Here is a 17695-nt window from a genome sequence, read left to right as displayed (position 1 = left end):
AGTGCAGAACATGATCTGGGCTTCATGTATCTATACCGGAGTCTACTTCACGGAGCAGCGCTAAACTGATACGGCCCGCAACACTTGATCACGCGTCAGGTCATCTCGTGTGCCTTTGACCATGACTTCGCCACGTCGCAACACAACAAACCTGTCGGCAAGATCATATGCGAAGTCGAAATACTGCTCGACTAAGACAATTGCCATTCCGCTCGTCTTTCTGAGGTGCCGGATCACCTCGCCAATCTGTTGGATTATGTTCGGCTGAATCCCTTCGGTTGGCTCATCTAGCAGCAGCAGGCGCGGTCTTGTGATCAGTGCACGTGCGATGGCCAACTGTTGCTGCTGCCCGCCAGAAAGGTCGCCCCCGCGCCGGTTCTGCATTTTGTTGAGGACCGGGAACATGTCAAAAATATCATCTGGGACGAAATGTTCGCTGGCAGGCAGACAGGAGAAGCCTGTTTCCAGATTTTCTCGAACTGTGAGCAATGGGAAAATCTCGCGACCTTGGGGGACATATGCCACACCATTCCAGGCCATCTGATGAGCAGGGAAAATACCCATTTGCTTTCCGTCAAGCTCCAGCTCGCCACCGGAACGGGGATGCGCCCCTGAGATTGCCTTGATCAGGCTGGTTTTTCCGACACCATTGGTCCCCATGACGCACGTTACTTCACCCTGTAAAGCTTCCATGGAAATCCCGTTGAGGATTTGCGAGTGCCCATAGTGCAAAGTCAGATCGGTCAGCTTCAACATTTTCTAGCGCCCCAGATAAACGTCGATGACGTCCTGATTTGATGTCACGTGATCAAGACTGCCCTCGGCTAACACGGATCCTTCATGCAAAACCGTGACTTTGCAGTTCAGGCGCCTGACAAATTCCATATCATGTTCAACGACCACAACCGCGCGGGTCTTTGCAGCTTGAACTAGCAAGTCTGTGGTATGTTCGCGTTCTTGCGGGGTCATGCCAGCGGCGGGTTCGTCAACCAACAGCAGACGTGGGTCCTGCGCAAGCAGCATGCCAATTTCCAACCATTGCTTTTGCCCGTGGCTCAGTTCACCTGACTTCCGGCTCAGTTCCTGATACAGCCCAATTTCGGTGGCCAGGTCTTCGACCTTCTGCAAATCACTTTTGGACGGACGGTAAAGCAGCACACCAACCCAGCCACGATTTTTCTTTAGCGCCATTAGTAGATTATCGTGAACGGACTGATCCTCAAAAACCGTAGGCTTCTGAAACTTCCGCCCGATTCCCGCCTGCGCGATTTTTGCCTCGGTCATATCCAACAAAGATACGGACTTTTCACCCCATATGACCCGCCCCTCATCTGGTCGGGTCTTGCCGGTGATGATGTCCATAAACGTAGTCTTGCCGGCACCATTCGGGCCAATCACGGAACGTAGCTCCGCGTCACCAATCTGGAAGGACAGGTTGTTGATGGCGCGGAACCCGTCGAAGGTAACCGATACGCCACTTACCTCTAACAAGGTGCTCATAAGCTAGCCTCTTTCTCACGCAAAGCGCCTTCATCGGGTCCCAGATTGGCACCATGCCGATCGGGATGACGCTGGTTGGTATACAAGTCGAACAACCCTCCGATACCTTGCGGAGCAAACAGCGTGACCAGCACAAAGGACACCCCCAGCAGCACTTGCCACCAGTCGACCCATTTGATCGTGTAAAAACCAAGCGGGATATCCGGGGCCTGCCCGCCGGTGAACCAGGTGCTCAGCAGGCTGACAAAAGCCGCGCCGATGACCGCACCATACAGGCGGCCCCGGCCGCCGATAGCGACCCAGACGGCCAGATATATTGAGGCGATGGGGGCCATCTCCTCGGGGTTGATAATGCCAGCCTGCGGATAATATAGCGCACCCGCGATTGCGGCGATGCAAGCCGTCAGGGTGAAGACAGCCAACTTGTAGGCTTCGACCGAATAGCCGAGGAACCGAACCCGCGCCTCGTTGTCTCGAATGCCACGCAGGACTGAGCCGAACTTGCCCGACACTATCCATGCCGCCAGCATGTAACCCAGTCCCAACGCCAAAGCTGAAGCCCATAGGAACCAGAGCGAAACAACGTCTTGAGAGACAGTGACACCGGGCAGGTTCTGCAAGCCGGACAAGCCATTGTTGCCGCGAAGCCCGCTGTCGTTCTGAAACAGATACAAAGCCAGAGCCAGCGTCATTGCTTGCGTCAGGATCGACAGATAGACGCCGGTCACTCGACTGCGGAAGGCCAGCCAGCCAAAGATCAGTGCCAGCAGGCCAGGCACCACAACGACCAGTATCAACTGCAGCGTCAAGCTGTGCGAAAACGCCCAGATCAGCGGGAATTCGGATGATCCGACTACGCCGAAAATCTGAGTGCCGATGGCGTCCACAACTTCGGCAGGCGTTGGCGGAATGTCGGCTTGTGATAATGACTCGACCACGATCAGCCGGGTGCGTTCGTACATCAGCCACATGCCGATCATATAGCCACCGAGCCCGAAGAAAGCGAAATGGCCTAGTGATAGAATGCCGGTGAAACCCCAAACCAGATCCATCGCGACCGCGATCAAACAAAGGCACAGGGTCTTGCCCAGCGTTTTGACGAAACTGGTTGAGATCACACCGATCCCAAACCCTTCGGACAGAACAGTTACACCCAGCGTGAACAGCGACAGGATGGCCAGAAAGACCAACACAGATGGGTTCTTAGCAACAAAACTACGTTCCATAGCTCAATCCCCCGCCGCGCGACCTTTGAGGGCAATGATGCCTCGTGGTCGGAATTGGATGAAAATGATGATGAAGATGATCATGTAGGTTTGCGCCGCGAGCGTGTTCGACGGGTTCAACCACTCGATCCCTTTCTGCAGGAATCCGATCATCCCCGCGCCTGCCAGCGCGCCCCAGATGTTGCCGACACCACCGACAACTACGGTCATGAAACTTTGCACGATGTAGTCGTTGCCCAGATCCGATGTGACTTTGGCGAACAGGCCAATGGCAACCCCGGCAATCCCGGCAATGCCAGAACCCAGACCGAATGTCAGCATATTCACCCTCCCCGGATTGATCCCCATCGATCCTGCCATGCGCGGGTTCTGCGTGACCGCACGCATTTCAAGCCCCAGCCTTGTCCGTTTCATGATATAAAGGAACAGCCCCAGAAAGATCAGCGCCAGTACGAAGATCGCAATGCGGATATAGCTGATCGAGACCACATCGTTCATCACCCAGGCACCGTCCAGCCAACCCGGAGCAGTCAGAGGGCGGGCCTGTGTGCCAAAGATGTTCTTTGCAAGTTGCTGCAAGGCAATCGAGATACCAAAGGTCGCCAGCAGTGTTTCCAACGGGCGGGCATAAAGCCAACGGATCACCAGGCGCTCCATGGCGACGCCCATGGCAAACGTGACGGCAAAGGCCATTGGGATGGCAACGATGATCGATACCGTATGGTCGGGGACGTACTGTTGTACGACATAACCGGTATAGGCGCCCATCATGATGAATTCGCCGTGGGCCATGTTGATTACACCCATCACTCCGAAAGTGATGGCCAACCCAATGGCGGCAAGGAAATAGATCGAGGCCAGAGAGGCCGCGTCCAACGTCAGGTCGAGCGTCTGGTTTAGGCCAACTTTCAGTTCGATCTTCTTTAGCGCTTTTTCGGCAGCGGCGGTTACTTCTATGGACGGCTCGGCATAAGTCTCAAAGAACACATGCGCACCCAGCGCCGTGTCGATATCAACCTCAGTTACCAACGCAGGAACAAGTCCGGCTTCGGCCAGAGTGCTGTAGGCTTGTGCGCGCGCAGTATTCTCGTTCAGTTGCGCGACCGGGATACCCCCTACGCGACCACCGTCGATGTTCGCAGCCAAAGCCAGGCGGATGTCGTCAGGCAACACAGGGGGCGCAGCCAAGTCACTCGCGACCAACAGGTGGTATGCGTCATCCCGCGACAAAGCGTCTGATCCGGGTTCCAAAATGATGGCGACGTTAACATCCGTTGGCAGGTCCGCAGCGGTCTTTCGTGAGGTAGCCACTAACGGGTTCAGCGCCGCGCGGACGTCGACACCCAGATCGTTCGACATTTCTTCAATTGCAGCCACGCGGGCCACAACGTCTTCGTCGTATCCAATAGTCAGCAGCCGTTCGAGCCGTTGCTTCTGGGCCTGCAAATCCACATCTGGCTCGTCCTCAATCGAAGCACGAAGAGGTTCGAGCAGCGCGCCCTCGGGATCACGTTGAATGGATTTTAGTGCGGCCAGGCGCTTCTTTCGGTCCGGGTCGGTCAACTGGAACTGCACCAGTGCTGTCCCGATCATAGCGCGGACACCGCTGTTGGGTTTCAATTGCTTCAGGTCGGATTTCTCAAAGGTACCGACCACTTCGCCCGTGTCGAAATCGGTCAGTTCGTACAACCGCCCTTCGGCCTTTGTTCCGGCAAAGAACAGACCGTCAGACTTGCGCATCCACATGTCTTTGGCGGCCCATGTCTCAAGCATCACCTGCGCTTGCGGCAGCCCACTGGCGGCAAGCGCATCAATCGCCGGTTTGATCGTCTTGCGCGAGCTTTTGACAATGATCTCCTGATGATCCTGCAAGATCGGCTGCAGGCCGCCCTCTTGCGCGTTGGCGTTCAGGCAGGCGAAGAGAATTGCCAGGCCCGCAAGGAATAGTCTTAACATGTGGTGAAACCCGCGTGTCTTTGGGCAAGGCGGGCGATCACACCCGCCTTGCGTACGATTTAGTAGTTCGACAAAGTCTGAACGCAGCTCTCGGTCTCGGTGTTGTACATACCGCAGCCGAGATCTTTCCAATCCGACTTCAGCACTGCCGATTCAGGCAGGAAATCGGTCCATGCATCGCCCGGCACGACGTCGGTTTCGCTGATGATGTCGAACTGGCCGTCTTCCTGAATCTCACCAATCAGAACCGGCTTAGCCAGATGGTGGTTCGGCAACATCACAGCAGTACCGCCGGTCAAGTTTGGGAATTCCTGCCCATACATCGCGGCGCGCACAGCGTCTACTTCGGTCGAGCCGGCTTCGGTCGCGGCATTCACCCACATATTGAAGCCGATGTAATGCGCCTCCATAGGATCGTTGGTCACCCGTTCGTCACCCATGGTGGCTTTCCAGGTTTCGACAAATTCGGCATTCACATCAGTATCCGCCGACTGGAAATAATTCCAAGCCGCCAAATGACCGACGAGGTTGGTGGTATCCAGACCGGACAGTTCTTCCTCACCAACCGAAAAGGCCACGACAGGAACGTCATCTGCCGAAACGCCAGCTGCGGCCAGTTCTTTATAAAAACCTATGTTGGCGTCTCCGTTGATCGTCGAGATCACGCCAACCTTTTTGCCATCTTCGCCCAGTGCAACAACGTCAGATACGATCTTGGACCAGTCAGAATGGCCAAAGGGGGTGTAGTTGACGAAGATATCCGCGTCCGCAACACCCTTTTGCTTAAGGTAGCTTTCCAAAATATTGTTGGTGGTCCTGGGATAGACATAGTCCGTGCCGAGCAGAGCGAATTTCTCGACCCCCAGTTCCTCCAGGAAATAATCGGTCGCAGGGATCGCCTGCTGGTTCGGGGCCGCACCGGTGTAAAAGACATTTTTAGAGCTTTCTTCGCCCTCATACTGAACCGGATAGAACAGCAGACCGTTCAGCTCTTCGATCACTGGCAGTACTGATTTGCGGCTGACCGAAGTCCAGTTACCAAAGATCACATCCACTTCGTGGACGGTCAGCAACTCACGCGCTTTTTCCGCGAACAGCGGCCAATCCGATGCGGGATCCACAACAACGGCCTCAAGCTGCTTGCCCAAAAGACCACCTTTGGCGTTTTGCTGGTCGATCAGCATCAGCATGGTGTCTTTCAACGTCGTCTCCGAAATTGCCATCGTGCCCGACAGCGAATGCAGCACTCCAACCTTGATCGTGTCTTCGGCAGATAAGGCAGCGGTGGCTATGGCAGCAAAGACAACCGATCCGGCGAGCGTGGATTTGAGCGATTTCATGTAATCCTCCTGGCGGGGCCGGGAGAGAGGGCTTGCGCAAAGGCACACTCTTCTTCTACCTGATCCCCGCAACTGTTGTTGCGTTCCGTGTGGCGGTTGTGTTCGAGGTCCAATTCGCGCAGCCGTCACACACCCCCCGGGTCATTTCCGCGGTGGCACCCATACGGTTTCTGCATTGCAGCAAGGTTGGCAACTTACCTTTTGTCCAATTTGGGAAATCGGCGAGAAGCGCATATTTTTTCATCTAAGTCGGGCGTTGCTGTCTAAAATTTAGACACACGATGTGGAAATAAGCAGATTCCGACACTGCAGATTAGTGTTCGGACACTTCAACAGAGAAACAGGTGGCACCAAACGACGCGCTAAAGGTGCCCTATTACACAAGTTGCAGCCATATTACCCACGCACAGCGCGGTACCGCCACGTGCTGCAGGCACCGTAAGCTTAAGCACCAAGCAATTGGGCAACAGGACTGTGCTGGACAGATTTCGCCAGTCTGGGTCCTTTAAATGCCTGTTCCCCAGAACGATCACACCTGATCTTGATGCGGTTCTTCTGAACACGGCGGGCGGCGTGACCGGAGGCGATTCATTCCGGTTTTCTTGCAAGGCAGCAAAATGTACGGCGCTGACCTTGACGACACAAGCCTGCGAGCGCGCCTACAAAGCCCAGCCCAAAGAATGGGGCCAGATTACAAACCATTTGACGGTTGAGGATGGCGCCCGGCTGAACTGGCTGCCGCAGGAGACCATCCTGTACAATGGCAGCGCTTTGGACCGACGCCTTAGGATCGACTTGGCGCTCGATGCTGAAATGCTGATGGTCGAGCCGCTGGTCTTTGGGCGCGTTGCCATGGGCGAGACGCTGACGGACATTCGCTTGCGCGATCGGATCGAGATTCGGCGCGAAGAGACGCCAGTGTTTCTCGATGCGATTAGGTTCTCTGGTGATTGGCATACGCACGTATCCAAGCCGCATATTACAAATGGCGCAGGGGCGATGGCGCTAATCGTCTTAGCGTCGAGTTCTGCCGAAGGTCATCTGAAACCTGTCCGGGCAATGCTACCGGACACCGCAGGGGCAACCGTGATCCGGAAAGACCTATTGGTCATTCGCATTCTGGCCAGCAACAGCTTTGCTCTGCGCCGAACGCTGATACCAGTTCTGCGCCGACTGAACAAAGACACATTGCCCCGATGCTGGATGCTCTGACATGAACCTGACCCCTCGTGAAAAAGACAAACTGCTGGTCGCTATGGCCGCCGAGGTTGCTCGCAAACGGCTGGCCCGCGGCGTTAAGCTGAACCACCCCGAGGCTATCGCCTTGATCACCGACGCCGTGGTCGAAGGCGCGCGTGATGGCCGTTCGGTCGCCGACATGATGCAAGCCGGGGCTGAAGTGATCTCCCGGGACCAATGCATGGAAGGCGTGCCCGAGATGATCCACGAGGTGCAGGTCGAAGCCACTTTCCCGGATGGCACAAAACTTGTGACTGTCCACAACCCCATTCGCTAATTTCCAAAGGAGTCACCCATGAACCGTATGCTGTTTCCCGCTCTCATTCTGGCTGGTCCGGCCATGGCCCATTCGGATACCCAAGTTCACGCCCATGGCAATGATTACGCCGCGCTCGCAGCTGGGTTGGCTTTGATCGCGGTCATCGCCATAACCGTGATTTTGAAGCTGCCGAAATGATCCCGGGTGAGATTATTCCGGCCGAAGGCTCACTGACGCTGAACGCAGGACGCAGCAGCCGTCTTGTTATCGTCGCCAATACCGGCGACCGACCAATACAGGTCGGCAGCCACTACCATTTTTCCGAAGCAAACCCGGCTCTGAATTTGGATCGGTATGCAGCTTTGGGTATGCGGCTGGACATCCCAGCGGGCACTGCGGTGCGATTTGAGCCAGGCCAAACTCGCGAAGTTATGCTGGTGCCATTTGAGGGGCGCCGCCACATCTACGGTTTCAATATGCACATCATGGGGGCTTTGAAAGATGCCGGGCAAGATCAGCCGGAGTGACTATGCCTCCATGTTCGGCCCCACGGTCGGCGACAAAGTACGATTGGCAGATACCGATCTGATCATCGAAGTAGAAAAAGACCTGATCGTGGAGCGCGCAACGACTGCGCGTTTCACCGAGACCGGTCACCGCGAAGATGTCTATGGTGAAGAGGTTAAATTCGGTGGTGGCAAAGTCATTCGCGATGGGATGGGGCAGTCTCAGGCCACGCGTGCCGAAGGCGCCGTGGACACAGTGATCACCAATGCTCTGATCGTGGATCACTTGGGTATCTACAAGGCGGATGTCGGCCTAAAAGACGGGCGCATCGCCAAGATCGGCAAAGCCGGAAATCCGGATACGCAGCCCGGTGTAGACATCATCATCGGCCCCGGCACCGAGGCCATCGCTGGCGAGGGTCGCATCCTGACGGCTGGCGGGTTCGACAGCCATATTCACTTCATCTGCCCTCAACAGATAGAGGACGCGCTGCATTCTGGCCTGACAACCATGCTTGGTGGTGGCACCGGCCCGGCACATGGCACTTTGGCGACCACATGCACACCGGGCCCATGGCACATCGGCCGGATGTTGCAGGCGGCGGATGCTTTTCCCATGAATCTTGCTTTTGCGGGCAAAGGAAATGCTTCGCTTCCCGCGGCTCTGGAGGAACAGGTAAGAGCCGGGGCTTGTTCCCTGAAACTGCACGAGGACTGGGGCACGACTCCTGCGGCCATCGACTGCTGCCTTTCGGTCGCTGACGCGATGGACGTTCAGGTGATGATCCACACCGACACGCTCAACGAATCCGGGTTTGTTGAAAATACAGTTGCCGCGATAAAGGGCCGTACTATCCACGCCTTCCATACCGAAGGCGCGGGCGGCGGCCACGCCCCCGACATCATCAAGATTTGCGGTGAGGACCATGTTCTACCCTCCTCTACCAACCCGACGCGGCCCTTTACGGTGAACACGGTCGAGGAACATCTCGACATGCTGATGGTCTGCCATCACCTCGACAAATCCATTCCAGAGGATGTCGCCTTTGCCGAAAGCCGCATCCGGCGTGAGACCATCGCGGCTGAAGATATCCTGCACGACATGGGCGCCTTCAGCATCATCGCGTCCGACAGTCAGGCTATGGGACGCGTGGGCGAGGTGTTGATCCGTACATGGCAAACCGCTGACAAGATGAAGAAACAGCGAGGCCGCCTGCCGGAGGAAACCGGTGACAACGACAACCTGCGCGTTCGCCGTTACATCGCCAAGTACACGATTAACCCTGCCGTTGCCCATGGCCTCAGCCACGAGATTGGCAGTATCGAGGAAGGAAAACGCGCCGACCTGGTCCTATGGGACCCAGCCTTTTTTGGAGTGAAGCCTGAGATGGTTTTGCTGGGCGGCACCATCGTTTGTGCACAGATGGGTGATCCCAATGCTTCGATTCCCACCCCGCAGCCTGTTTATAGTCGGCCAATGTTCGGTGCCTATGGTCGATCCGTTGAAAACTCGGCAATCACCTTTGTGTCGCAAGCCGCGCTGGCGGACGGGATCGGTGATACACTAGGATTGGCAAAGCAGACCGTCGCTGTCCAAAACACACGAGAGATTGGCAAACAGGATCTTCTGCTCAACAACGCAACACCTCATGTCGAAGTTGATCCAGAAACCTACGAAGTCCGGGCGGATGGCGAATTGCTGACCTGCCAACCCGCCGAAGTGCTGCCAATGGCACAGCGATACTTTATGTTCTGACTAAAAATCATGCTGCATTGCACCGCGCGCAAGGCAGAAATGACCAAACACCCACTTCAATGTGAGGCCGATATGACAGATATTAATACCCAAGGGAGGACCAACGTTTACGAGGGTCCAAATGGCACACTCAGCAACACAATCTCACGCACGCTTTTCGCTGCCCGGTCTGATCGCGTCCATCGGATCGTCAATCTATTCGGCTCTGATCAGCATGGCCGAAGCTCAATCGCGCGTACGGCAAGTCGAATTCCTGCAATCGCTCAGCGACGAAGAGCTGACAAAACGCGGCCTATCACGCGAACGGATCGTGCACCGGGTGTTTGCGGATTCAATCTGGCTCTGACCGTTCCTGCTGCAGAGGGGGTGATCGCATGACCGCCCTGCTCTGTACCGCGCGCCGGTACTCGGATCACGCGCACAGTGATCCGGCAGATTGCCTGTCGCTGACTTATGACGATCGGTTTTTGCGTCGCAAGGTTCTGACCTGTGAAAGTGGCGAACAAATCCTCGTCGATCTGGCGCAAACCACCTCGTTGAACCACGGTGGCACGTTGGTTCTGGACGACGGTCGCGAAGTGGAAATACAGGCTGCGCCCGAAGCACTGCTAGAGGTTTCCGCTCCGGACCTGACACGCATCGCGTGGCATATCGGCAATCGCCACACGCCCTGCCAGATCGAAAAGGATCGTCTGCTGATCCAGGTCGATCATGTGATCCGAGATATGCTATTGAAAATCGGAGCCACAGTGCGCGAGGTGCACGAACCGTTCAACCCCGAAGGCGGAGCCTATGGCCATGGCAGGACACATGGCCACGCCCACTGACGCCGATATCCTGACGCTGACCCAGTGGTTGTCTCCAGCATACCCTGTGGGGGGCTTTGCTTATTCTCATGGGTTGGAAACTGCAATTGACGAAGGAGCGGTCGCCAGTTCCCAAGACGCCGAAGCCTGGATTTCAGATGCGCTGGAACACGGATCTGGGTGGAATGATGCTCTGCTCGTAGTGTCCGCATACAACGCGCGGGACAAAGATGAACTTGACAGCATCGATGCCAAAGCACGGGCTATCTGCGCGTCATCCGAAAGGAAAATGGAAACCGAACTGCTGGGACAGGCGTTCGGGACTGTCACAGGAGATGTCTGGGATTTAGACATCCAACAGCTTTCCTACCCAGTTTCAGTAGGCCACGCCGCGCGTCTGCAGAACCTCCCGCTACTGCTGACGACGAAGATGTATCTACAAGCATTCGCAAGCAACTTGGTCGCTTGCGCAACGCGTCTTGTGCCGCTGGGGCAAACCGACGCTCAGAAACTAATCCGTAATTTGACACCGCTATGTGCTCATATCGCCGAAAGTACGCAAGTGGCAGGCTTGGAAGAATTGAGTTCGACTGCGTTCCTAACGGACATCGCGTCGATGAGACACGAAACACAGTATTCAAGGATATTCCGAACATGAGCATTATGAACGGCCCTCTTCGTGTTGGCATCGGCGGTCCGGTTGGAGCCGGAAAGACCACTTTGACCGCTGCCTTGTCTGAAGCCCTGCGCGATGCTTGTTCAGTGGGCGTCATCACCAATGACATTTACACGCAGGAGGATGCCGAAGCGCTGGTGCGCATGCAGGTCCTTCCCCAAGATCGGATTATCGGCGTCGAAACCGGCGGTTGCCCACATACAGCAATCCGCGAGGATGCATCGATAAACCTTGCAGCTGTCGCTGAAATGCAGGAACGCCATCCCGATCTCGATATCGTTCTAATCGAAAGCGGCGGCGACAATCTGTCGGCTACTTTCAGCCCGGAACTCGCAGACCTTACAATCTATGTGATCGACGTTGCCGCTGGAGAGGAAATCCCGCGAAAAGGCGGACCGGCAATAACAAAATCCGACATCCTGGTCATAAACAAAACCGATCTGGCGCCGCATGTTGGCGCTTCACTGGAGGTAATGGAACGAGATGCAGCCAGAATGCGCAAAGGACGGCCATTTTTGTTCTCGTCCCTTCGCCACAAAAAAGGGGTCGACGCAATTGTTGACCTCTTGGTGAAGCGGGGGGGGGTAATAATTTCAGAAGTGAATTAGCTCCCATAACGGAGATGCCAAATTGTCGGCACCTAAACCCGACTGGAGAGGCCGAAGGTACAATCTTTAATTTTCACGTTTGTCTGGATGTTATGTTTTGTCTTCACTCATCGGCTGTCCGTATAGGAAGCGCACTAGCCAACCTAGACAACTATCCGTAACCATAACATTCTTCGGTGCCGATTTGTAGCGCTACGCGACTTTCGCCCTCGGATATTTCTGCGTGATGCGCGAAACTGCGACGTCCGCTTAGGGCTCGGTTCGGTTATTCGCAAAGTACTCGTGAGCGTCCGCTGTGCGGACAATGCGGCCGCTCAATGGTCACCGGCGCGACGACCGCTTTCATTCGAATGCAATTTTGGCGTTCTTTCCAACATAGATTGTCCAGACGGAGACTTTCCACAAAATTGGGCCGTGCCTCAGCGACCCGCTACAGTGGCCTGATAAGCGTCAAGCTCAGTGATCAGCTCAGTACCTGTAGGCGCGCCGTTTCTGGCGCAAAATTCAGACCACACCGCTCCGTAGGGTAGGTCCTTCAGTTCCTCTGTCACAACAAACCGGCTTGTGAAATCCAGCGCGTCCTCCGCTGCTCGCAAGCGATCCCAGGGCTTCAGAAGCGCCTGCAGAAGCGCCTTTTGCATGTTGCGCGTGCCGATCACCCAAGCGGCCGTGCGACTGATCGTGGCGTCGAAGAAATCAAGCCCGATATGGGTCTTGCCCAACAGGTCGCCGCTGACCAGTTCATGCGCCATCGCCAGGATGTCATCGTTCAGCATGATCACATGGTCGCTGTCCCAACGCATAGGGCGCGACACGTGCAGCAGAAGCTCATCCAGAGACAGGGCGACGGCGCTCAGTTTGTCGGCGATATTCTCGGTCGGGTGGAAGTGCCCCATGTCGAGACACAGCAGTGTCTTGTTGCGGATCGCATAGCCCATGTAGAACTCATGGCTGCCCACCGTGCAGGCCTCGACCCCGATGCCGAAAAGCTTGGATTCGACCGCATCCAGCATATCCGATTTCGCCTCGGCCAGCATGGTATCGAGCGAGGCCTCAAGCCGGGCCCTTGCCGCCATACGGTCGATAGGAAGGTCCTTGAACCCATCCGGAACCCAAATGTTGTTGATGCAGGGTGAACCAAGCGCAGCTCCCATCTGCGCCGCGATGTCCCGCGTGCGTTTTCCATGTTCGATCCAAAAGTCCCTGATGCCCTTGTCGGGGTGCGCCATCGTCAGGTTGTCGTCGGCCTTTTGATGGGCAAAGAAAGTCGGGTTGAAATCCAGCCCGATGCCGATGCCCTTGGCCCAGTCGACCCATGGCGCGAAATGGCGGTACTCGATCTCATCCCGGTCCGGGGTATCGTCTGTGTCCATGTACATCGCGTGCAGGTTCAACCGATGTGACCCGGGGATATTTGCATAGGCAAACTCAAGATCCGCCCGCAGTTCGTCGGGGTTGCGGGCCCGGCCCGGATGGTTTCCGGTTGCCTGAATGCCCCCGCCCGAGGTGGCGGTCTGGTTTTCGAACCCCACCACGTCATCGCCTTGCCAACAGTGAACGGAAATCGGGATGTCCTTCAGAGCCTTGATCGCAGCATCAGTGTCGACGCCCCAGTCAGCGAATTGCGCTTTGGCGCTCTCATAGCTCATGGACCGTCTCCCTATCGCGTGAAGGCATGAACGTTGCCCGCATCAACGTTCAGAATGTTACCCGTGGATTTGGCCGACGTCTCGGCGGCGAAGAAATAACAGGCCTCGGCGATATCTTCCGGCAGGACTGAGCGTTTAAGCATGGATCGGTTGCGGTACATCTCTTCCAGCCCCTCCTTATCCGTGCCGTAGGTCGAAGCCCGCTGATCCAGCCAATCGCCCTCCCAGATCTTGGAACCCCGCAACACCGCATCCGGGTTCACAACGTTGACCCTGATCCCGACCTCAGCACCTTCCAGCGCAAGGCAACGGGCCAAGTGGATTTCCGAGGCCTTCGCCGTGCAATAGGCCGAGGCATTGGGCGAGGCGGCAAGCCCGTTTTTCGAGGCCACGAAAACGATAGATCCGCCCATGTCCTGCACCCGCATGATTTTGAAAGTTTCCCGGCTGACGAGGAAATACCCCGTGGACAAGATGTCCATGTTCTTGTTCCAAAGGTCGAGGGATGTTTCCTCAACCGGGGCAGAGGATGCGATCCCGGCGTTCGAGACAAGGATGTCGATGCCGCCAAATTCGACGGATGTTTCAGCCAACGCGTGGGCCACGGCATTTTCATCCGTGACGTCCATCAGGACGGTGCACACGACGTCCTTGCCGAACTGCTGGGTCAGGACCCCTTCCGTCGCGGTGAGGCTTTCGGGATTGATGTCGGCCAGCATGACACAGGCGCCCTCGGACAGGTAACGTTCTGCCGTTGCCGACCCTATGCCACCGGCGCCGCCGGTGACCAGCGCGACGCGACCAGCCAGCGATTTTGGTTTCGGCATGCGCTGCAACTTGGCTTCTTCCAACAGCCAATATTCAATGTCAAATGCTTCCTGCTCTGGCAGGCCGCAGTATTCGCTGACGGCACTTGCCCCGCGCATAACATTGATCGCGTTGACGTAGAATTCGCCGGAAATGCGGGCCGTGCCCTTGTCCTTGGCAAAAGTGATCATGCCGACCCCGGGGATCAGGTAGACAACCGCGTTGGGGTCCCTAAGCGCAGGCGAGTTATCGTGTTTGCAACGGTTGTAGTAGGCCGTGTAGTCCTCACGATAGGCGGCGACTTGCGCGGGCAGGCCTTCAAGCACTGCGTCGATGTTGTTCTGGGCCGGGTCGAAGCCGACGACCAAAGGGCGGATCTTAGTGCGCAGGAAATGGTCGGGGCAGGACGTACCAAGGGCCGCCAGCGCCTCCATGTCCTTAGAATTCACGAACTCAAGCACCGAGTCGCTGTCGTTGAAATGCCCGACCATGTGCTGGTTGCCACTGACAAAGCCACGGATCGCGGGCATCAGCCGGGCGGCAACGGCCCGCCTACCTTCCCGGGCGAGGCTCTGGTGGACCGCTCCGCCAAAGGCCGGAACATCGGCGGTCTTTTCGGCCAACCACGTGGTCGCGACGTTGATCACGTCGATGGTGCAGTAATAGCAGTCTTTCGCCGTGTCAGCCCATGTGAACAATCCGTGACTTTCAAGGACAACGCCATCGGCATCCGGGTTTTCCAGGCAGAACTTTTCAAGCCACAGGCCCAGTTCATACCCTGGCCGTTTCCACGGCAGCCAACCGATCCGGTCACCGAAAATTTCCTGGGTCAGCTCCTTCGAATTCTTCGACGCTGCGATCGCAATAATCGCGTCGGCGTGGACGTGATCGACATGTTTGCGCGGCACATAGGCGTGCAAGGGCGTGTCAATTGAGGCCGCGCGCGGGTTCAGTTTGAAGGTGCAGAGGGGCAGATAGCCGACCATTTCATCTTCAAACTCGACCCCGCGATAAAGCCCTTTCAGCGCGTTCAGCTTGTCCATGTAAAGCGTGGAAAAGCCGTGTAGTTTCATGGACCCGATATCACCGCCGGAACCCTTGACCCAGAGCACCTCGACCTCTTTGCCGGACAGTGGGTCGGTTTCCATGACCTTCGCAGAGGTATTGCCACCGCCATAGTTTGTGACGCGCTTATCCGATCCCAGCGTGTTGGAGCGATAGAGAAGCAGATCCGATTCGGACATACCACCTGCCACAGCGTCATCCCAGCGGTTCTCAAGAAGCTGATTTTCGATGGATTTCAACGTTCTGCCCTCCTCACGATGCAGCGGTCGGTACTGCACCATCGCGTTTAGGCTTAGTAGTGTGCATCGTTATGTCAATCAAAAACAATCACAAACAGTCATTCTGCAATGCAGAATGATTGAAAGTGATCGAAAATGATTGACAGCTGCGACGAATCTGCGCAGCGTGGAGTGAATGGGAGGTGGCTTTGCACGAAAAAGAACGCCATAGGATCATCATTTCAGCGGTGCAGGATCGCCCCGTCGTGACGGTTAGTGACCTATGCACCTTGACCGGCGTGTCCGAAGCCACCATTCGACGCGACATTTCAACACTTCACATGAAACAGAAAGTACGCCGTGTCAGAGGCGGCGCTGAGGCCATAGCGCCACCGCAGTTCGCCGGGCTGGCGGGCCGTCCGTTCGTCGTCAACGAAACCATGAATATCGCAGCGAAGCAGGCGATTGCCCGCGCGGCGGTTGAGATGTGTAGCGAAGGTGACAGCATCATCATCAACGGGGGCACAACGACCTTTCAGATGGTGCATCCGCTGGCCAACCGCAGGATGCAGGTCTTTACCAATTCGTTCCCGATTGCCGAGCACCTGCTGAAGCATTCGAAGAACACGATCATGTTGTCAGGCGGCGCGATCTACCGGGAACAGAACATAATCCTTTCGCCCTTTGACAACGACGTGACTCGCAACTTCTATGCAAAGCGCATGTTCATGGGGGCGCAGGGGCTGGGCCCCATCGGCCTGATGGAGGCCGATCCGCTTCTGATCCAGGCAGAACAGAAACTGATCGGACAGGCGGATGAGCTTGTCGTTCTAGTCGACAGTTCGAAATTCGCGCAGCGCTCCAGCCTGGTGCTTTGCCAGTTGGACCGGATCACGACCGTGATCACCGACGAAGGAATTCCTGACAAGGCGGCGGCCATGCTTGAGGCTGCCGATGTGAATCTGATCGTTGCCCAGTCGGGCAGTGTTCAAGAAAACGAGGTGGACTCTTGACCGCCTCCGAAACCCGAGACCCAAACATGACTTTCTGGGAGGAACTATCATGAAGCGTCGTACTTTCACATCACTTGTCGCAGGGATGAGCCTTGCCGCCGGTATGTTTGGCACCGCGGCGATGGCGCAGGACAACATGCGCATCGCTCTGGTCGTAAAAGCGCTTGGTATCGGCTTCTTTGAAGCGGCCGCCGAAGGCGCTGAAGAGGCTGCCGGAGAGCTTGGCAATATCGAGATCATCTACACCGGCCCGACCGACACCACTGCGGAAGGTCAGATCGAGGTCATCAACTCCCTGATCGCGCAGGGTGTCGACGCCATCGCGATTTCGGCAAACGACCCCGATGCACTTGTGCCAACGCTGAAACGCGCGATGGACCGCGGGATCACCGTGATTTCCTGGGACTCGGGTGTGGCTGAAGGCGGACGCCAGATGCACCTGAACCCATCCTCGACCCCGCTGATCGGCAACACGATCATCAAGCTTGCCGCAGATCACATGCCGGATGGTGGTGAAGTTGCGATCCTGTCGGCGTCGGCCACGGCAACCAACCAGAACGCCTGGATCGAGGCCGCGAAAGAGGTTCTTCCGAACTATGACGGCGTCGATCTGGTGGCCACCGTCTATGGCGACGACCTCAGCGACAAATCCTACCGCGAAGCACAGGGCCTCATGGCGTCCTACCCTAACCTGAAGGCGATCATCGCGCCGACGACCGTTGGCATCCTGGCGTCCTGCCAGGCCGTGACCGACGCGGGCAAGATCGGTGAGATCAACGTGACCGGTTTGGGCCTCCCGTCCGAGATGGCAGGCTGTGTTGATAGCGGTGCAACCAAGAGCTTCGCGATCTGGAACCCGATTGACCTTGGCTACTCGGCCACCATGCTGGCGCATGCAATCGCCAACGGTTCTGAAACCGGTGCCGGTGCCGAAATCCCGATGGGCCGCATGGGTTCGGTGACGCTGGATGACACCGGCTCGGCAGCCATGGCTGATCCTTTCACCTACGACAGCTCGAACATCGAACAGTTCAAGTCGATCTTCTAATCTGAACGACGTGTCTGGGCGTG

General features: G+C 56.5%; 18 protein-coding genes. 11 read left to right on the top strand and 7 right to left on the bottom strand.

What is annotated here, in order from left to right:
* Positions 1–60: 60 nt before the first annotated feature.
* From urtE to urtA, 5 genes are read right to left on the bottom strand one after another with little or no spacing between them, the layout of a single operon-like run.
* Complete coding sequence (gene urtE, locus AC2FJZ_RS01920; protein ID WP_496775888.1) at positions 61–756, bottom strand: urea ABC transporter ATP-binding subunit UrtE; 696 nt, start codon at positions 754–756, stop codon at positions 61–63.
* A gap of 3 nt (positions 757–759) precedes the next feature.
* Positions 760–1500 carry an urea ABC transporter ATP-binding protein UrtD gene (gene urtD, locus AC2FJZ_RS01915; protein WP_496775887.1) on the bottom strand — a complete coding sequence of 247 codons (741 nt, stop codon included), beginning with the start codon at positions 1498–1500 and terminating at the stop codon, positions 760–762.
* Positions 1497–2726: an urea ABC transporter permease subunit UrtC gene (urtC, locus tag AC2FJZ_RS01910; protein ID WP_496775886.1), complete on the bottom strand. Its 1230-nt coding sequence runs from the start codon at positions 2724–2726 to the stop codon at positions 1497–1499. Before urtC ends, urtD begins: the two co-directional genes overlap by 4 nt.
* Positions 2727–2729: 3 nt before the next feature.
* The gene (gene urtB / locus AC2FJZ_RS01905; RefSeq protein WP_496775885.1) at positions 2730–4682 is read right to left on the bottom strand and encodes an urea ABC transporter permease subunit UrtB; all 1953 of its coding nucleotides are present in this window, start codon (positions 4680–4682) and stop codon (positions 2730–2732) included.
* A gap of 59 nt (positions 4683–4741) precedes the next feature.
* A complete protein-coding gene (gene urtA, locus AC2FJZ_RS01900; RefSeq protein WP_496667351.1) occupies positions 4742–6022 on the bottom strand; it encodes an urea ABC transporter substrate-binding protein in 1281 nt (426 codons plus the stop codon).
* A 375-nt stretch (positions 6023–6397) separates the two neighbouring features.
* Here urtA and AC2FJZ_RS01895 point away from each other — a divergent pair, with 375 nt between their 5' ends.
* From AC2FJZ_RS01895 to ureG, 9 genes are all read left to right on the top strand, one after another.
* A complete protein-coding gene (locus AC2FJZ_RS01895) occupies positions 6398–7234 on the top strand; it encodes an urease accessory protein UreD (protein WP_496775913.1) in 837 nt (278 codons plus the stop codon).
* Position 7235: 1 nt separating this feature from the next.
* Positions 7236–7538, top strand: coding sequence for an urease subunit gamma (locus tag AC2FJZ_RS01890; RefSeq protein ID WP_058272437.1), 303 nt, complete (start codon positions 7236–7238; stop codon positions 7536–7538).
* 18 nt (positions 7539–7556) lie between these two features.
* On the top strand, positions 7557–7718 hold the full coding sequence (locus AC2FJZ_RS01885) for a hypothetical protein (protein ID WP_496775884.1): 162 nt from the start codon (positions 7557–7559) through the stop codon (positions 7716–7718).
* Positions 7715–8047 (top strand): urease subunit beta, encoded by a 333-nt coding sequence (locus AC2FJZ_RS01880; RefSeq protein WP_496775883.1) that lies wholly within the window; start codon positions 7715–7717, stop codon positions 8045–8047. Before AC2FJZ_RS01885 ends, AC2FJZ_RS01880 begins: the two co-directional genes overlap by 4 nt.
* Entirely contained in the window at positions 8022–9782 is a 1761-nt protein-coding gene (gene ureC / locus AC2FJZ_RS01875) for an urease subunit alpha (RefSeq protein ID WP_496775882.1), read from the top strand. Before AC2FJZ_RS01880 ends, ureC begins: the two co-directional genes overlap by 26 nt.
* Positions 9783–9903: 121 nt before the next feature.
* The gene (locus AC2FJZ_RS01870; protein ID WP_496775881.1) at positions 9904–10128 is read left to right on the top strand and encodes a hypothetical protein; all 225 of its coding nucleotides are present in this window, start codon (positions 9904–9906) and stop codon (positions 10126–10128) included.
* Between the two features lie 28 nt (positions 10129–10156).
* The gene (ureE, locus tag AC2FJZ_RS01865; protein ID WP_050601982.1) at positions 10157–10609 is read left to right on the top strand and encodes an urease accessory protein UreE; all 453 of its coding nucleotides are present in this window, start codon (positions 10157–10159) and stop codon (positions 10607–10609) included.
* Positions 10575–11246 carry an urease accessory protein UreF gene (locus AC2FJZ_RS01860; RefSeq protein ID WP_496775880.1) on the top strand — a complete coding sequence of 224 codons (672 nt, stop codon included), beginning with the start codon at positions 10575–10577 and terminating at the stop codon, positions 11244–11246. The genes ureE and AC2FJZ_RS01860 overlap by 35 nt, the downstream gene beginning before the upstream one ends.
* Positions 11243–11872, top strand: coding sequence for an urease accessory protein UreG (gene ureG / locus AC2FJZ_RS01855; protein WP_496667358.1), 630 nt, complete (start codon positions 11243–11245; stop codon positions 11870–11872). Before AC2FJZ_RS01860 ends, ureG begins: the two co-directional genes overlap by 4 nt.
* Positions 11873–12291: 419 nt before the next feature.
* On the opposite strand, the gene AC2FJZ_RS01850 is transcribed toward ureG, so the two are convergent.
* Both AC2FJZ_RS01850 and AC2FJZ_RS01845 read right to left on the bottom strand, forming a co-directional pair.
* On the bottom strand, positions 12292–13521 hold the full coding sequence (locus AC2FJZ_RS01850) for an L-rhamnose isomerase (RefSeq protein WP_496667359.1): 1230 nt from the start codon (positions 13519–13521) through the stop codon (positions 12292–12294).
* A gap of 11 nt (positions 13522–13532) precedes the next feature.
* Positions 13533–15674, bottom strand: a complete 2142-nt coding sequence (locus tag AC2FJZ_RS01845; RefSeq protein WP_496775879.1) for a bifunctional rhamnulose-1-phosphate aldolase/short-chain dehydrogenase — start codon at positions 15672–15674, stop codon at positions 13533–13535.
* Between the two features lie 146 nt (positions 15675–15820).
* On the opposite strand from AC2FJZ_RS01845, the gene AC2FJZ_RS01840 reads away from it, so the two are divergent.
* Positions 15821–16624: a DeoR/GlpR family DNA-binding transcription regulator gene (locus tag AC2FJZ_RS01840; protein WP_496667361.1), complete on the top strand. Its 804-nt coding sequence runs from the start codon at positions 15821–15823 to the stop codon at positions 16622–16624.
* A 49-nt stretch (positions 16625–16673) separates the two neighbouring features.
* Positions 16674–17672 (top strand): rhamnose ABC transporter substrate-binding protein, encoded by a 999-nt coding sequence (gene rhaS, locus AC2FJZ_RS01835; protein WP_496667362.1) that lies wholly within the window; start codon positions 16674–16676, stop codon positions 17670–17672.
* The last annotated feature ends 23 nt before the right edge of the window (positions 17673–17695 follow it).

Source organism: Ruegeria sp. CDSA079 (genome assembly GCF_059612245.1).
The sequence above is the reverse complement of the archived record's forward strand: the minus strand, read 5'-3'. Positions and strand labels throughout refer to the sequence as shown.

Excerpts from the sequence above, each read along its gene's own strand:
- ureG (WP_496667358.1), top strand. The coding sequence starts at position 11,243 with ATGAGCATTATGAACGGCCCTCTTCGTGTTGGCATCGGCGGTCCGGTT.
- AC2FJZ_RS01880 (WP_496775883.1), top strand. The coding sequence starts at position 7,715 with ATGATCCCGGGTGAGATTATTCCGGCCGAAGGCTCACTGACGCTGAAC.
- urtA (WP_496667351.1), bottom strand. The coding sequence starts at position 6,022 with ATGAAATCGCTCAAATCCACGCTCGCCGGATCGGTTGTCTTTGCTGCC.
- urtD (WP_496775887.1), bottom strand. The coding sequence starts at position 1,500 with ATGAGCACCTTGTTAGAGGTAAGTGGCGTATCGGTTACCTTCGACGGG.
- AC2FJZ_RS01850 (WP_496667359.1), bottom strand. The coding sequence starts at position 13,521 with ATGAGCTATGAGAGCGCCAAAGCGCAATTCGCTGACTGGGGCGTCGAC.
- urtE (WP_496775888.1), bottom strand. The coding sequence starts at position 756 with ATGTTGAAGCTGACCGATCTGACTTTGCACTATGGGCACTCGCAAATC.
- urtC (WP_496775886.1), bottom strand. The coding sequence starts at position 2,726 with ATGGAACGTAGTTTTGTTGCTAAGAACCCATCTGTGTTGGTCTTTCTG.
- AC2FJZ_RS01845 (WP_496775879.1), bottom strand. The coding sequence starts at position 15,674 with ATGGTGCAGTACCGACCGCTGCATCGTGAGGAGGGCAGAACGTTGAAA.
- AC2FJZ_RS01890 (WP_058272437.1), top strand. The coding sequence starts at position 7,236 with ATGAACCTGACCCCTCGTGAAAAAGACAAACTGCTGGTCGCTATGGCC.
- urtB (WP_496775885.1), bottom strand. The coding sequence starts at position 4,682 with ATGTTAAGACTATTCCTTGCGGGCCTGGCAATTCTCTTCGCCTGCCTG.
- rhaS (WP_496667362.1), top strand. The coding sequence starts at position 16,674 with ATGAAGCGTCGTACTTTCACATCACTTGTCGCAGGGATGAGCCTTGCC.
- ureE (WP_050601982.1), top strand. The coding sequence starts at position 10,157 with ATGACCGCCCTGCTCTGTACCGCGCGCCGGTACTCGGATCACGCGCAC.
- AC2FJZ_RS01885 (WP_496775884.1), top strand. The coding sequence starts at position 7,557 with ATGAACCGTATGCTGTTTCCCGCTCTCATTCTGGCTGGTCCGGCCATG.
- AC2FJZ_RS01870 (WP_496775881.1), top strand. The coding sequence starts at position 9,904 with ATGGCACACTCAGCAACACAATCTCACGCACGCTTTTCGCTGCCCGGT.
- ureC (WP_496775882.1), top strand. The coding sequence starts at position 8,022 with ATGCCGGGCAAGATCAGCCGGAGTGACTATGCCTCCATGTTCGGCCCC.
- AC2FJZ_RS01860 (WP_496775880.1), top strand. The coding sequence starts at position 10,575 with ATGGCCATGGCAGGACACATGGCCACGCCCACTGACGCCGATATCCTG.